We start from the raw sequence: 15,428 nt of genomic DNA on the forward strand, positions 1-15,428 counted from the left end.
GGATCAGGCAGCGGCTTCCGCTTCCATCCGCTCACGGTTCTGACGCTTTTTCTTCCGGCTGCTGGAATGTTCGTCGGAATCTTCCATGCTGACGGAATCAGCCGCCTCTTCTCGATTGGAAATCCAGGTCAGCAGAGCAGGCAGAGTTACCAGGGAAATGAACAGGCAGCAGCCCACACCAATTACCAATACCAGACCGACGCTGTAAAGCCCACGGTGCGTGGCCACCATCATACTGCCGAAACCGATCATCGAAGTCAATGAGGTCATCACAATCGCGTTGATTGTACTGGGAGATGTTTTATAGGGGCCCTGTTTCATCCGGAAATCATGGACCACATGCACGCCGTCATCAACACCAATCCCGAGAATCAGAGGCAGCACGATCAGGTTGGCCGGATTCAGGTCGATTGAAGTCATCGCCAGAATCCCGAACATGACAAGGCCACCGACGACCGGGGGAATCATGGTCAACAGCATATGCAGCACACTGCTGCGTTCCAGCACAAAGGCCACACAGAAGCACATAATCAGAAACATGCCGATGGCAGCTTCAACACTGACCGGTGTCCCACGGTTATAAAGAATGAACCAGGTACAGACAGCCAGAATCGCCGGAGGCACCAGCGCCATTGTGGCATGACGACGGCTCAGATAATCGATCAGTAAAACGACACAGATGACTGCCAGAGCGTAAATCGAAGCGGTTTTATAACTGACTTTAATCTGTTGAGCCGCTTCGTAATTCTGCAGCGGGGTTCCCGTCACATCCGGATCGACAGAGCGTACCTCTTTAACAAACTCCTCCAGCGGTTCGATTTCCCAGATGTGATCGCGGGGATAAATCTGGATCAGCCATTTTCCTTCCGGACTCACGAAGCGTGAAGTCAACGAACGGGGCAGATCGGAAAAACGTACCGGCGAAGAATCGGAAGCACCACGGATGGCGCGGAACTGACCGAGAAGTGACGCAGTAGTCCGGTACTGAAATTCATCCAGGAAGCGGGACTGCTGGGCCAGCGTCAAAGATTCAAAGCGGTTGAGAAACTGATCCAGCATGCGGGCAGTCTGCTGCGCTGTTGGGCTCTGGTAGTTTGAGAGTAACACATAAAACTGTTCGAGTTTCCGCCCGATCGTCGAAGGATTGAGACGATTCACGGGAGGCACATTATTCGGCAGTCGTGACAGCTGTGCCCGATAGGACTGCACCAGCAGATTGGTTTCCTGTGAAGAATGTGCAGGCACGCGTGAGGCCAGTTCTTCCACATGATGCACGGAGGGCAGAGCTTCGAACTTCTTACGCAGCTCCCGTGCCTCTTCTGGACTGTTCGCTACGGAGACAGCGAACAGCAGCGAGTTCTGAGCATCGTTGAAAATCCGCTTTTGGACTTCGACTGACTCCAGCCCCGCTGCCTGCAGGTTCAACAGGTTGTAGTCATAAACAACGCGCGATTCCCATCCCTGATCTGATTTTTGAACCAGTTGGCTGGCACAGAAGGCCACCAGGGCCAGGGAGCTTAAAGCCACCATGCGGGGAAACCGCGTAATCATTTTCTGTAACCACTTCCCCTGGAAGGGAGTGGGCATCTGTTTGACTTCTACATTTTTATCTGCCTGTGAAAGCAGTGCCGGCAGCACCAGGAAGGTGGCGATTGCACATAAGATAATTCCACCACCACCGATGAAACCGAGTTCCGCAATTCCCAGGAAGGGAGTCAGTCCAGCACAGTAGAAAGCCAGAGCCGTCGTCACAGCAGCAGCCACAATCCCGGTCCCCACCGTGCGCGATGTTTTGAGCAGAGCCGGTTCCAGGTCTTCCCCTTTATGCCGCAATTCAATGTAGCGGGCGAGGTAATGGATACCAAAATCGATCCCCAGCCCGATCAGAATCACGGCAAAGGAAACCGAGAGAATATTCAGATGACCGATGGTGAGCGTCGTATAACCGAAGGCCCAGGCCATCCCGGCTGCCAGCATGAGCAGAGTCAGCAGGGGATGACGGATTCCACGAAAACCGAAGAATAGCAGCAGTCCTACCCCGAAACAGGAAATGATTGATGCATTGATCATATCCGACTGCGACTTACGCATTTCGTCATTTTCCAGAACCGGAATTCCAGTCAGACTGATTTTGGCTTCCGGATTCTCAGCAGCGACTTCGCCGATAATGGTCCGCATCTGTTCGATGGCCTGCGTGGCGCCGTCAAAGCCTGCTTCCTGATGCACTGGAAAGACCTTGAGAAAGCCCATCGTGCCGGATTCATTCAACAGGTAAATGATTTCACGAGACCGTTCGCGCATCCGTTCGTTCACAGCGACAATCGAAGGCCAGGGAGACTGAAAGTCATTCTGGTCTGACAGATAGCGTGCCATGCTGGATGTCAGAATCGCAGCGTGGGTAAACAGAGGCTCCAGGGATTGATCGCGTTCGGTGCCTCGATAGCTGGCAGACCGGGATTGGATCTGGTAACGCAGGCGATCATATAGCAGATCGACCTGGGTCAGATCCCAGCGACCATTGCGGTAAATCGGACCATATTCATCCAGCCGATTCAAACCAGCCTGCAACTGTCGCGGAGTTAAATATTGCAGTCCTTTAGAAGGTAAATCGCCTGGGTTAATCTGATAGAGCGGATTCTCAAACAGTTCGGGATGCTGCTCGATTCGCTGGCCCAGCGTCCGCAGGACAAATTTAATCGATTCCGGATTCTCTGCTTCGACGACACAGACCAGATCCGATGAACTGCCGAAACTCTCGGTGTAATTCATCCATTTCTGATGGAAGGCTGCCGTCGGATCGATCAGATCAGCCCGGTCGGTTTTGAATTCCAACCTGAAGACCGTCAGCAGAATACAGCCGACGGACACAACCAGTGCCAAAGCCAGACTGAGCCGGGCGTGCGTCACCACAAACTGGGTTGTCGCAGCCAGCGCCTCGCCGAGGAATGAGCGTTCCTGATTTTCAGGGGAGAGATTATCCACAGAACACTTCCGTGTGCACCTAAGTCGATCTCTCGTTCGATCTAAACAACCGGGCAGAAGTGAAGGGATCGATTAATTGAGAGCGTTGATCGTATTATGAAGCTATCGATTTTACAGCAATCTCCGTATTGCCGACAACCTGAATATATCCTGATTTGAGGTTGTAAGTTAATAGATAACCAAACTTTAATCCCATCAGGAATTCGGGTCGCAATAATGTGGATCAGGGAGGGACCTCCCGGTTTGAACACGATATTTTGCCCGATAACAGGAAGTTCATCGGCAATCTGGACTTTCAAAGATCAACATTCTCGGCGAATCCGAGGCTTCCCGGCTGATTTTTTCACAAGATCTGGAAACCCAGAAAAAGAAACAAAAAGCGCAAGTCTAATAAAAATGGTGAATTAGCTGCGGTCTCTTGAATCTGGGGAGCAGGCTTATCGGCATTTTGCTGAATCCCACTTGACCCCATTTTCGATTTTTCATAAAAAACCTGCCCCATCGCAATGGTCTGGCGGCTCGCCTTAGCTGTCAGACGTTGTTCACTTCAATGACTCTTTCCAATACCCCTCTCAAAGACTCTCTTTGTAGGACAAGCTCATGTTAAAACGCGTTATTCGTTCAATTCCCGTTGTGGGAGTTACATTGTTCTCGATGGCCGCTGGTTCCGCCCAGGCGCAATGGCTGCCTTTCAACAATTGTAATTCTTGTGCACCGCCGCCGGTGGTTCAGAACTGCTGTCCACAGCCTGTGGTCCAGTGTCCGATCCCGGTGACCCAGACCACCTACCGTCAGGTTCCTGTGACAGAGTATCGACCTGTTCAGCAGACCGTGATGAAACCTGTGGTCGAAACCAAGTACGTGGATCAGCAGGTCACCGCCTATCGCCAGGTTCTGGAACCTCGGACGGTCGATGTACCTTACACGTCTTATCAAAATGTCACTGAGTGCCAGCAGGTACAAAAAGACATGGGTCGCTGGGTGACTCAGCGTCAGTGTATCCCCAAAGTCGCTCCCTGCGAGTACGACAACCGCCCCAACCTACTGGGCTGGATGAACCGTACCGGGTATTCCATGCGAATGGCATTCACACCCCAATATCGAACCACCCGTCATTACGTACCAAACGTCGTGACTCAAAATGTACCGGTCACCCGTCAGGTTGCCGTACAGCAGACTCGGAAAGTCACTTACAATGTCGCTCGAATGGTGCCTTACACAACGACCCGGAAAGTCGCTGTGAACTCCACTCGCTACGTGAAAACCACTGTGACTGCAATGAAACCAGTGACCGTAATGCGATCCATCCCAACCACTCGGACGGCTTATGTCTATCCATCCAGCGATGGATTTGGTGGCACTGCGACCGCGCTGCTGCCCAGTGCCGATCCTTACATCTCTGCAGAAGCACCACAGACGATTCACCAGCGTTCTGCCGAGAACAAAAAGAAGTACGATGATTCGTTCAAAGCGAACGGAGACAAGTACGAGCGTGATCCCGCTTCCGATCCTCGCCGGTCGAGCCTGGACAACGATTCGTCCTTACGTCGCTCTTCTTACCAGGTACCACAGGAATCTACTGCCCCGGCATTCCCCCCCACACGCCGGGCTGGTTATGAACCTGATACTTCCGACAGACCACTGCCTTCGATCGTGCGTGCCAGCGGCTGGACCCGCCGGGTCGCTCGTCCCGAGCAGACTGCTCCTGTAGCATCAGGCAGCGACATCTCTGTCGCACAGCGGACACCCTAACTCAAAGTTGGAAAGACATGAGCACTTTGAAGTGCATGGGCTCACTCGTCGAACTTCGTTCGACGAGTGTTTTTTTATGCGCCCAGCAGAAGTTCGCTTACTTCTGCTTCCCGACTTTGGCCCATGTATCACGCAGAGTGACGGTACGATTGAAGACGGGATTTCCTGTTGTCGAATCTTTTGTATCGACACAGAAATATCCCAGTCGTTCAAACTGGAAACGACTTCCCGGTTCAGCTTCTTTCAGCCCCGGTTCGAGTTTACAACCTGACAGGACCTGCAATGAGCGTGGATTCAGGTTCGATTTGTAGTCGACTCCTTCGGGCAGATCTTCCGGATCGGGCTGATCGAACAGGTGGTCATACAGTCTGACTTCTGCATCCAGGGCATGCGCTTCTGAGACCCAGTGAATCGTCGCTTTGACTTTCCGGCCGTCAGGAGCATCGCCGCCTCTGGTTTTCGGATCATAGGTACAACGAAGTTCAACCACTTCACCATCGTCATCTTTGATGACATCAGTGCAGGTCACAAAGTAGGCGTATCGCAGGCGAACCTCTTTACCCGGTGACAGGCGGAAGAACTTCTTCGGCGGGTCTTCCATAAAGTCGTCACGCTCGATGTAAATCACCTTCGAGAAGGGTACTTTGCGGGTTCCCGCTGATTCATCATTCGGATTGTTGATCGCATCCAGTTCTTCGGAAGTATCATCCGGATAATTGTCGATCACAACGCGCAAAGGTTTCAAGACTCCCATCACACGGGGGGCGACCTGATTCAGGTGATCCCGCATGCAGTTTTCCAGAACGACCTTATCGGTCATCGAGTTGTACTTGGTTACCCCGATTGTTTTACAGAACTCACGCAACGCTTCGGGGGTGACGCCGCGACGCCGCATCCCGCAAATAGTGGGCATCCGAGGGTCATCCCATCCGGAAACGTATTTGCCCTGTACCAGTTCGAGCAGTTTGCGTTTGCTCATCACGGTATAGGTCATGTTGAGGCGGGCGAACTCGATCTGCTGTGGATGAAAGACTTCCAGTTCATCCAGGATCCAGTCATAGAGCGGACGGTGATCTTCAAACTCGAGCGTACAGATCGAATGTGTGATCTTCTCGATTGAATCCGAAATACAGTGCGTATAGTCGTACATCGGATAAATACACCATTTATCCCCGGTCCGATGATGGTGCACATGACGAACCCGGTAAATCACGGGGTCCCGCATGTGAAAGTTCGGCGAAGCGAGATCAATTTTCGCACGGAGTACATACTCGCCTTCTTTGAACTCGCCATTCTTCATCCGTTCGAACAGATCCAGATTTTCTTCAACGGAGCGGGAACGTCCGGGACTGGGCTTGCCGGGCTCGGTCGCGGTTCCGCGATATTCGCGCATCTTATCTGCAGGCAGATCACAGGCGTAGGCCTTCCCCTTCTTGATCAGGGTGACTGCAAAATCATAAAGCTGATCGAAGTAATCAGAGGCGTAAAATTCGCGATCGTCCCAGTCGAAGCCGAGCCAGCGCACGTCTTCCTTGATCGAGTCGACGTATTCCACATCCTCTTTCTCAGGGTTCGTATCATCAAACCGCAGGTTGCATTTACCGCCCGGGTTTTCATTGGCGATACCGAAGTTAAGACAAATCGACTTGGCATGCCCAATATGCAGGTAGCCGTTCGGCTCGGGGGGGAATCGCGTATGGACGCGACCATCGTGCTTGCCCGATTTGTTATCTTCCTGAATGATCGTACGAATAAAATCCGTTGGCGTTTTTTCTTCGGGAGTTGACATCCCCTACTCCTTAAATGATTGCATCAATCACAGGACCAGCCTGTTACTATTTTCAGCTGTTTTTATTCACTTTGAACTTTGTGTATTGTGAATAAAATACGCTTGATACAACTCTGTTTTCCCAGAATTGACAAGCAGTCAAACATGCCGATCCCGGTTGCTTTTCCACTCACCGAAACCCGTAAAGCATGAATAATCTGTCCTATACCGATCCCCTCATCTTCTACAAAATTGTGCAGCAGTTTGTCCAAAGCATTAGAACTAAAATCATTTGTTTGTACTAATTTTCGACAGAACTTTAGCAATAATGGAATTATCTCTTTAGAGTTCTCAACTAAATCTAAAAGAGGCTTAACTAACAGAGGATTTTCCGGTGTCTCCAAGCGAGCCACACATGAAACATCGTTGATTATTTTATTTAACTCTTTTAATTCTTTATCACTATATCCATGAATTAATACAGCGTCCCCCTGACGGTAGAAAATAGGAATTCCAAGCAACATTGAGGATGTATAAGAATCAAATTTTTTAATCCGCTTTTTGAGTGCTTTGGAATCATATTCCATTTGATCATCGGCGACAAAGAACTCATCAAAATCCAGAATATCGCTGGCAATTTTGAGGCGGTCTTCCATACCGGTAATGACCTGACCAATTTTTTGTTTTGTTGTCTCGTCGTCCGCATCCTGTACCAGCCCGGCTTTCACCAGGTAGGGACTGCACATCGAAACTTTTTCATCCAGAGTCAGCTGATTCATCCAGTGTGACTGAAAGCTGAGCAGCTTATCCGGATCGAGTCCAGCCGACGCCTTGACCACCCGGTCCAGAGTGAAGTTCTCTACAATCGTATCGAGAGACATGATCTCTGTTTTATCATCCAAAGACCAGCCAAGTCGGGCCAGTGCGTTCAGGATTGCTTCCGGCAGGTAGCCGATCTTTTCGTAATACTCGACCATCACAGGATCCAGCCCTTCCGCATTGGCCAGACCGATGCGGGGAAAGACTGCGTCTGCTTTGTCGAACATCTTTTTGAACTGGGGACTCTTACGATATTTGTCCAGTTTGCGTTTGCTGAGTTTCTCTTTTCCACCAGGCGCCGCTACGAACGGAATGTGTGCGAACTGAGGCCGTTCATAACCCAGCGCCTGGTAAATCAACACCTGCACCGGCGTGTTGGAGAGATGCTCCTCGGCGCGAATCACATGTGTGATCTGCATCTGGGCATCATCGACCACCGTTGCCAGGTTATACAGGGGTGTACCATTGGCTCGCAGAATGACCGGGTCGGGCATCAGGCCGGCGTCGAATTCAACATGTCCACGAACTGCATCATCAATCTGGATTTTCTGATCCCGGGGAACCAGCAGGCGTACAACAGCAGGACGCCCTTCAGCGGCAAACTGTTCCTTCTGGCTGTCTGTCAGTTCCAGTGATCTGCGGATATTCAGATAGTTGCGTTTTTCACTCTGTGCGGCTTCCCGATCGGCCTGAATCTGCTCCGGCGTGTCGTAGCAGTAGTAAGCCTTTCCGTCGGCCAGCAACTGATCGACGGCAGCCCGATACAGGTCATTTCGCTCGGACTGGAAGTAAGGACCAAAGTCACCACCGACTTCCGGACCTTCATCCCAGTTGAGACCCAGCCACTTGAACGCCTGCAGAATTGGATCCAGGGCGGCTGCGATGTTGCGCTCCTGGTCGGTATCGTCAATTCGTAGAATAAACTGACCGCCGTTATGCCGGGCCCAGAGCCAGTTGAACAGGGCCGTACGCATCCCACCAATGTGCATATAACCGGTGGGACTGGGTGCAAAACGGGTTCGAACGGTACTCATAAACGGGCTCTTATTTCTCTATCAAACTGACGGGCTGACCGACGGGAATTCCAGCGTTCCCGCTGCTGGACAAGGACACAGCCGGAAGATGGCAGGTAACAGTCCTGACCGGGTCCGGCTGATCATAAAACACCCACATGCATTCGACAAGTATATTCGAAGAGACAACTTAGCGCAATTTCACGTTTTCTGGCGATTCCGGGTTCCTTGAACGGTCTTGACGGTACTTCCCCGGCGACCTAGCATTTCTGCATGAAACGCTTTCTGCTCTTCCTTTTATTGCTGCTGCTGATCCTGGGTGGGACCGCCGGGGGCCTGTATTGGTCCTCTGCTCAGGTACCGGAGTTCTACCAGGCGGCTCTTCAGCAACAGGTGGCCCCGGAAATCCGGCAGCAGGAAGCCAAGGATTTTGTCCAGCACTCGATGCAGATTGTCAACGACGTCCGCAACCAGGAACCACTCTGGTCGCAGGAGTTCAGCGAACAGGAAGTCAACGCCTGGCTGGCCGAAGAACTGCATCAGAAATACAACGAATGGGTGCCGGAAGGCATCACCGATCCACGGGTCCACTTCGAACAGGACCAGGTCATCGTTGGCTTTCATCTGACCTTAAAAAAATGGTCTGGAATTATCAGTCTCAAATTCAAACCCTGGCTGATGAAGGAAAACCGTCTGGTACTCGAACTGGAACAGGCCCGGGCGGGTCTGCTGCCGATCCCCATCGATGAAGCGATTACCAAACTGACTCAGGAAGCCCGTGCCGAAGGCTGGCAGATTGAATGGAGCCAGATGAACGAGCATGACGTTTTGATCGTACATCTGGACCGCCAGGATTCCGATCTCCCCGACCTGACGTCTCTCAAAGTTGAACCGGGGCTGTTTCAAATCGCCGGTAAAGCAAACCACGCACAGCAGCAATGAGCGTGTGAGCCGTTAGAGCTTCGCGATCAAAAGAATGCCGTATAATTGAGACTCCACCTGTTTTCCGAATCCTGCTTTTTTAAAGTGAGCCGTCCTGCCAGTTCCTCACCGGTGAGCAATGCCACCAACTGATCTTCGCTCCGTTCCAGCAGAGTGAAAGTTCCCCGATCCCAGCGGCTGACCTCCCCGCGATCGCCACTGACGGGCCCCTCGTATTCCAGATAAACCAGTCGATGATCGGGTAACGCCTCCGCAGTCAAATCAAGTGACGTTTCATCCGACGCCGGGTCGATCTCCGGCGGCTGGGGGAGACGCCAGGTTTTGAGCACATCCCCTTCTTCCAGCATCAGATCCCAGTGCAGTTCGGGATGATTGTGTCTGAGAATCACGTACTGCTGCATTATTTCTCACTTCCGGTCAGAGACTCTTTGATTAGCTGATCCCACGATTCAAAATAGCGGGTGATGGAAAATTTCTCACTTGCCTGAAGACTCATAAGAGCAAGCTCCTTTAGCGATTTTTCATCCGCCATGAGCGATCTCATCAGATCTTCGAGCGCGTGAATGGAAGTCAATTCATGTTGATTTTTCGTAGGTAAAAGTAACGCTTTTAGTTCACGCATGGAAAGATCAGCCAGACTTCCCTGACAGTCGAATCCGATGCAGGGTAACCCGCGTGACATTGCCTGCAACAGTGCATTGGGAAAACCTTCATAACGGGAAGGGAGCACAAACAGATCCCCCTGATCGAGGGCCAGTTCGGGATCGGCCACCCAGCCGGGTAGTTCGATCTGCTCCTGCAGCCCCCGCTGATCAATCGTGGCTTGCAGTGTCTCACGCAGGGGGCCTTCTCCCAGAATGCGTAATTTCCAATCCGGAAAATCATCTGCCAGATTAGAAAAGGCATCGATCAACATATCAAAGCCTTTTTCATGAGAGAGCCGGCCCATGCCCAGTACCACATGTGAAGCAGGCCGTGCTTTGACAATCTCTTCCGTCACCTTGGGAATTCCCGCCGAGCGCGGTGCAGGCACTGCGTTCGGAATGACTTCGATACGGGTTGAAGGGAACCAGGGGCGACAAAAGTCGGCCACCCCCTGCGTCTGCACTACGACGGCTGCTGCACGGGGATATGTTTTCTTACGCAGGAATGACCAGACGCGGCCCATCAGATGATAGCGCGGGTCCGAGCGTTCGGAGACAATCACGGGATAAGCTGCTTTCCCGACTGCCAACAGCGTCAGCACATTCATCCGATCCGTCAGGCTGATGACCACGTCGGGTCTGGAACGGGCAATTTCAGCGCGAAGTTTTCGAACCCGTTGCCGGTTATTCACCACTGCCTGCAGGAGATTTCCCGAATCACGCATCAGTCCCAGCGCAATGCGCTGAACTTCCGGTGCGAGCTGAAAGGTATCGGTCTCTGCGGAATCGAGGGTCAACAGTGTGACCTGATCTCCCTCTGCAGCCCAATAATTGGCCATCATCGCAGCCACCCCCTCTGCACCGCCCAGACTGAGCGAAGGAATCGTGATGGTGATCCGTCGAGACAATGCAGAATTCGCCTTTCATCTAAGGTACTGGCAGACAGTAAGATACGAAAGAAAACGACAATGGAAATCAGCGTGTACTGCAGACTATCGCATCTCTTCAGTTGCGGCAAGCGGCACTTATGCTCCCAATCCAGTCTACACGGAATTGATCTACACCTGATAGCCGATATCTGCTAAATTTCGGCTCCTCTCTGCCCCCGAGGCTCTGCTTCGCAACGGCACTCTCCTTTCTCCCTTCGATTTCCCGTCATACGCAATACCACGGATGGTACTATGGCTTCCAAATCCAAAAAGAAAACTTCGTTCGTCAAATCCTGGAAATTACGTGGCCTGGCTTTACTGCTGATCGGTCTGCTCGGCGGCGGTGCATTTCACTTCGACGTCGTCAAGCCTGCCCAGCTGACAAAGTGGGTCAAACAGATCATCTCAACCACGGCTTCCAGCTCCACACCGGCTGACTGGAATTCAACTGAGATTGATCTGCCCCGTTCGAATGACACGATTCGGATTGCCAGTTTCAATATTCAGGTTTTTGGCGTCAGTAAGATGTCAAAACCCGAGGTCCCCCAGATCCTGGCCCGGATCATTCAGCAGTTCGATGTCGTGGCGGTTCAGGAAATCCGATCCAAGGATCTCTCCTTTCTGGATGAATTCCTGGCGATTCTGAATTCGGGAGAGCGGCGCTATGCTTATATTATTGGCGCGCCGCAGGGAAGAACCATCAGCAAAGAACAGTACGCCTACTTTTACGATACCGCCCGGGTCATGGTGAATCACAAATGGACGTACACCGTGATCGATAAATATGACAAACTGCATCGTCCTCCGTATGTAGCCCACTTCCAGACTCTGAGCCCATCAAGCGAAAATCCTTTTACCTTTACCTTGATCAACATTCATACCGATCCGGATGAAACCGACCAGGAACTGAATGTTCTCGACGATGTGTACCGGGTCGTCGCCAACGATGGCAGCCAGGAGGACGATGTAATCCTGCTGGGAGACCTGAATGTGGATGATCAGAACCTGGGCGAATTGGGACGGGTCGGAGACCTGATGTGGACCGTCTCGAAAACTCCCACCAATACTCGCCAGTCAAAGCAGTATGACAATATCCTGTTCAGCCAGCACCGCTCGCAGGAATTCACCGGCATTTCGGGGGTGTATGATTTCAAAACCCGCTTCAAACTCACCGAGGAAGAAGCACTGCTGGTCTCCGACCATCTCCCGGTCTGGGCCGAGTTCCAGATCACCGAAAATGGGGGAATCCGTCAGGCTGGTGTTCAGGGTACGCAGCCTCGTTAAACGGAAGCAGCACGCTCCGCCGGTGCCTGCAGAGTTAACAGGCTGATCTCGGGGCGGCAGAACCAGCGCAAGGGGTGTATGCCCGAAACGCCGCGACTGACATGCAGGAGCGTTGAACCACGAAAAAAAGTTCCACTCGTGTAGCGGGTTCCGTGCAGACTGGGCGCAAAGATTGGACCGAGAGGTGGGATGCGAACCTGACCCCCATGTGTGTGCCCCGAGAGCACCAGATCGTATCCCTGGCGGGCTGCCCAGTGATAATTGTCGGGCGTGTGACTGACCAGCAGTGTAAAGTCGGACTCGACGTCGATGCCTGCTCCATCAGCAGACCGCTTTAAAGCAGGCAATCCCCCCATCCAGGGAGCTTCGGTTCCCGTCATATAAAGCGAATGCCCCGCGTGCTCCAGACACACCGGTTCGAGAGTCAAATCAATCCAGCCCAGTTCCGTTAATGACTGTCGAATCTGCTGACTGTCCTGATTCCAGTCATGATTTCCAAGAATGAAGAAACAACCCAGAGGTGCCTGCAGGGAACCCAGCGTCTCCTGCAGCCAGTCGAGACAGATCATTTCATCCAGCAGATCGCCGGAAAAAATAATCAGATCGGGTTGGGCTTCCTGGCCGATATGGCAGAGCTCGATAAAGTATTCGTGTTTCAATGTGCCTGAATAATGCAAATCACTGAGATGCAGGATCTTCAATCCATCCCACGATGGGGGCAGACGGGGCAACTGAAATGTTTTCCGCGTGAATTCCACACTGAAGATTTCATTGAATGGTAGTCCCGCCAGGTAATGATAAGGCCCCTCACCGATCAGATCGTCCTGCAGACGCTCGCGCATCTGAATCAGTTCCGCTGACTGGGCTGTCTGTTGTCGGGGTGGCCGATAGCACTGGTGGCGGACCGCGGAATACATCAGGCCTGCGAACCCCAGAGCACAGGGAATCAATATGGGCTTCCACCAGCCAGGCAACTGATTCCATTCTCCTCCGGTCAAGACACCGGGATCTGAAAGTCCCACTGTGAAAAACAGGACTATCGGGAACAGGACGATGAGCAGTTCCAGCACGTGCCGCAAGCGTTTGAGATGAACCTCATGTATCTTCATCGCATGCGTGCGATTGATGACCGAAGTCCAGAGCTCAGCATGTCCGATCGACAGCATCAGCAAGATCAGTCCATTAGTGATTACGTCCATGTTGCGTTCACTGTTCGCTCAAAGCGGGCCCCAAAATAAATACGTATGCGCAAGCGAATCATAGAGAATCGATACCGGAATGCAAATGCTTACGGAACAGCAATCCAGTGTTCCGGTGTGTTAAGCGTGGTATAATTCACCGTCAACCGTTAATCTGCTGACTGGAATCTGAACAAGCTTTAATACTGGATGATTGGAAACGTGCCCCGATGGGATACCGCGGACTGCGTGAATGCGTCACTGACCTCGAACGGACGGGGCAACTGATTCGAATCGAGCAGGAAATCGATGCTAACCTGGAAGCAGCGGAAATCCAGCGCCGCGTTTACCAGGCAGGTGGACCTGCGGTTTACTTTGCAAATGTACGCGGATGTCGTTTTCCAATGGTCAGCAATCTGTTTGGTACCATTGAGCGCACCCGCTATATTTTTCGCGATGCGCTCCGCGCCGTGAATCATCTGGTAGAACTCAAGGTCGATCCGACCCAGTTCTGGAAACAACCCTGGCGGTATCGTGACGTTCCCTTTTCCTTGCTGCATATGCTGCCTCGCAGTTGTTCGCGAGGCCCGATCATGCAGAACCGGATTCAACTTGAAGACCTGCCGCAACTCAAAAGCTGGCCCGATGACGGCGGCCCGTTTGTCACTCTGCCCCAGGTATATACAGAATCCCCACATCGCGGCGGACTGATGAATTCCAACCTCGGCATGTACCGTATTCAACTGGCCGGGAATGACTATCAACCGAACCGTCAGATCGGCCTGCATTACCAGATTCATCGCAGCATCGGCGTGCATCATGCGGAAGCGATCGAGAAAGGTGAGCCCCTCAAAGTGAATGTGTTTGTCGGCGGTGCTCCTGCAATGACTCTCTCTGCTGTCATGCCTTTACCGGAAGGACTCTCCGAGCTCACCTTTGCCGGCGTCCTGAGTAAACGGGCGATTCGCATGGTCCGTAATCCGGGGGGACTACCGATTTACGCGGACGCTGATTTCTGTATTTCCGGCTGGGTCGATCCCGAACAACTACTGCCCGAAGGTCCGTTTGGAGACCACCTGGGTTACTACAGCCTCAAGCATCCTTTTCCGGTGATGAATGTAGAAGCGGTCTATCATCGTAATGACGCGATCTGGCCTTTCACTGTGGTGGGTCGTCCTCCCCAGGAAGATACTGCTTTTGGGGCGATCATTCATGAAATCACCGGGCCAGCGATCCCGTCGGTAATTCCGGGTGTGCATCAGGTACACGCTGTAGATGCGGCCGGCGTGCATCCCCTGTTACTTGCGGTCGGCAGCGAACGCTATACCCCCTACGATCAACAGCGCAAACCCCAGGAAATTCTGACGAACGCCAATGCGATCCTGGGACAGGGGCAATTGAGCCTGGCGAAATACCTGATGATCGTCGCCCGTGAGGACAATCCGGAACTGGATGCGGAAGAGATTGACGACTTCCTCTCGCATCTGCTTGAGCGGATTGACTGGCGGCGGGATCTGCATTTCCAGACCTGCACGACGATCGACACGCTCGATTATTCCGGCACCGGCTTTAACATGGGATCGAAGGTCGTCATGGCTGCGGCAGGACCTGTGACTCGTGAACTGGCTACCGAAATTCCCGGAGACTTCTCACTGCCGGACGGGTTTACCGCACCGCGTGTGTGTCATCCCGGAATCCTGGCGGTTCATGCCCCCCGTTTTGTAAAGGGGAATCAGGACCTGCGACAGTTCTGTGCAGTTCTGGACACCTCTCATCCGCTGAATCGCTTCCCGCTGGTGGTGCTTGTTGATGACAGCGATTTCACTGCAGCCAGTCTGAATAACTTTCTGTGGACCGTCTTCACCCGCTCCAATCCGGCATCTGATATTGATGGTATTGACGCCTTCACCGAGCAGAAGCACTGGGGATGCCGAGGTGCTCTCGTCATTGATGCCCGCATTAAACCGCATCATGCCCCTCCCCTGATCGAAGATCCCGAGATCACCCGGCGCGTCGATCAGTTGGGAGCGCCCGGCGGTCCGCTGCACGGAATCATCTAAAGGTTTCCGGAAAAATATTGCTGTGGGAATCGGAAACGGTTTCGACAGGAACACAAG

10 protein-coding genes are annotated in these 15,428 nt (G+C 52.5%); 4 read left to right on the forward strand and 6 right to left on the reverse strand.

All coding sequences use genetic code 11. The features are described 5' to 3' along the window. Positions 1–3 precede the first annotated feature (3 nt). Entirely contained in the window at positions 4–2,982 is a 2,979-nt protein-coding gene (locus tag F1728_RS09700) for an MMPL family transporter (RefSeq protein ID WP_155363927.1), read from the reverse strand. Between the two features lie 600 nt (positions 2,983–3,582). Between F1728_RS09700 and F1728_RS09705 the strand changes: the two genes are divergently transcribed. Further along, a complete protein-coding gene (locus tag F1728_RS09705; protein ID WP_155363928.1) occupies positions 3,583–4,734 on the forward strand; it encodes a hypothetical protein in 1,152 nt (383 codons plus the stop codon). Positions 4,735–4,831: 97 nt separating this feature from the next. Here F1728_RS09705 and F1728_RS09710 read toward each other — a convergent pair whose 3' ends face one another. Together F1728_RS09710 and gltX are read right to left on the reverse strand one after the other, a co-directional pair. Further along, positions 4,832–6,523, reverse strand: a complete 1,692-nt coding sequence (locus F1728_RS09710) for a glutamine--tRNA ligase/YqeY domain fusion protein (RefSeq protein ID WP_155363929.1) — start codon at positions 6,521–6,523, stop codon at positions 4,832–4,834. Between the two features lie 62 nt (positions 6,524–6,585). Continuing rightward, a complete protein-coding gene (gltX, locus tag F1728_RS09720; protein ID WP_228030600.1) occupies positions 6,586–8,355 on the reverse strand; it encodes a glutamate--tRNA ligase in 1,770 nt (589 codons plus the stop codon). A gap of 252 nt (positions 8,356–8,607) precedes the next feature. On the opposite strand from gltX, the gene F1728_RS09725 reads away from it, so the two are divergent. Beyond that, positions 8,608–9,276: a hypothetical protein gene (locus F1728_RS09725; RefSeq protein ID WP_155363930.1), complete on the forward strand. Its 669-nt coding sequence runs from the start codon at positions 8,608–8,610 to the stop codon at positions 9,274–9,276. A 26-nt stretch (positions 9,277–9,302) separates the two neighbouring features. Here F1728_RS09725 and F1728_RS09730 read toward each other — a convergent pair whose 3' ends face one another. Beyond that, positions 9,303–9,677 (reverse strand): DNA polymerase ligase N-terminal domain-containing protein, encoded by a 375-nt coding sequence (locus F1728_RS09730; RefSeq protein ID WP_155363931.1) that lies wholly within the window; start codon positions 9,675–9,677, stop codon positions 9,303–9,305. After that, a complete protein-coding gene (locus tag F1728_RS09735; RefSeq protein WP_155363932.1) occupies positions 9,677–10,828 on the reverse strand; it encodes a glycosyltransferase family 4 protein in 1,152 nt (383 codons plus the stop codon). Before F1728_RS09735 ends, F1728_RS09730 begins: the two co-directional genes overlap by 1 nt. 273 nt (positions 10,829–11,101) lie before the next feature. Here F1728_RS09735 and F1728_RS09740 point away from each other — a divergent pair, with 273 nt between their 5' ends. Further along, complete coding sequence (locus F1728_RS09740) at positions 11,102–12,133, forward strand: endonuclease/exonuclease/phosphatase family protein (protein ID WP_155363933.1); 1,032 nt, start codon at positions 11,102–11,104, stop codon at positions 12,131–12,133. On the opposite strand, the gene F1728_RS09745 is transcribed toward F1728_RS09740, so the two are convergent. Further along, on the reverse strand, positions 12,130–13,332 hold the full coding sequence (locus F1728_RS09745; protein WP_155363934.1) for a metallophosphoesterase: 1,203 nt from the start codon (positions 13,330–13,332) through the stop codon (positions 12,130–12,132). The genes F1728_RS09740 and F1728_RS09745 overlap by 4 nt on opposite strands. Positions 13,333–13,541: 209 nt before the next feature. Between F1728_RS09745 and F1728_RS09750 the strand changes: the two genes are divergently transcribed. After that, positions 13,542–15,371, forward strand: a complete 1,830-nt coding sequence (locus F1728_RS09750; protein ID WP_155363935.1) for a UbiD family decarboxylase — start codon at positions 13,542–13,544, stop codon at positions 15,369–15,371. Positions 15,372–15,428 lie beyond the last annotated feature (57 nt).

The sequence above is a fragment of the Gimesia benthica genome (genome assembly GCF_009720525.1).
Classification (GTDB): domain Bacteria; phylum Planctomycetota; class Planctomycetia; order Planctomycetales; family Planctomycetaceae; genus Gimesia; species Gimesia benthica.

Coding starts and splice junctions, on each gene's coding strand:
- F1728_RS09705 (WP_155363928.1), top strand. CDS start 3,583: ATGTTAAAACGCGTTATTCGTTCAATTCCCGTTGTGGGAGTTACATTG.
- F1728_RS09710 (WP_155363929.1), bottom strand. CDS start 6,523: ATGTCAACTCCCGAAGAAAAAACGCCAACGGATTTTATTCGTACGATC.
- gltX (WP_228030600.1), bottom strand. CDS start 8,355: ATGAGTACCGTTCGAACCCGTTTTGCACCCAGTCCCACCGGTTATATG.
- F1728_RS09725 (WP_155363930.1), top strand. CDS start 8,608: ATGAAACGCTTTCTGCTCTTCCTTTTATTGCTGCTGCTGATCCTGGGT.
- F1728_RS09730 (WP_155363931.1), bottom strand. CDS start 9,677: ATGCAGCAGTACGTGATTCTCAGACACAATCATCCCGAACTGCACTGG.
- F1728_RS09740 (WP_155363933.1), top strand. CDS start 11,102: ATGGCTTCCAAATCCAAAAAGAAAACTTCGTTCGTCAAATCCTGGAAA.
- F1728_RS09745 (WP_155363934.1), bottom strand. CDS start 13,332: ATGGACGTAATCACTAATGGACTGATCTTGCTGATGCTGTCGATCGGA.
- F1728_RS09750 (WP_155363935.1), top strand. CDS start 13,542: ATGGGATACCGCGGACTGCGTGAATGCGTCACTGACCTCGAACGGACG.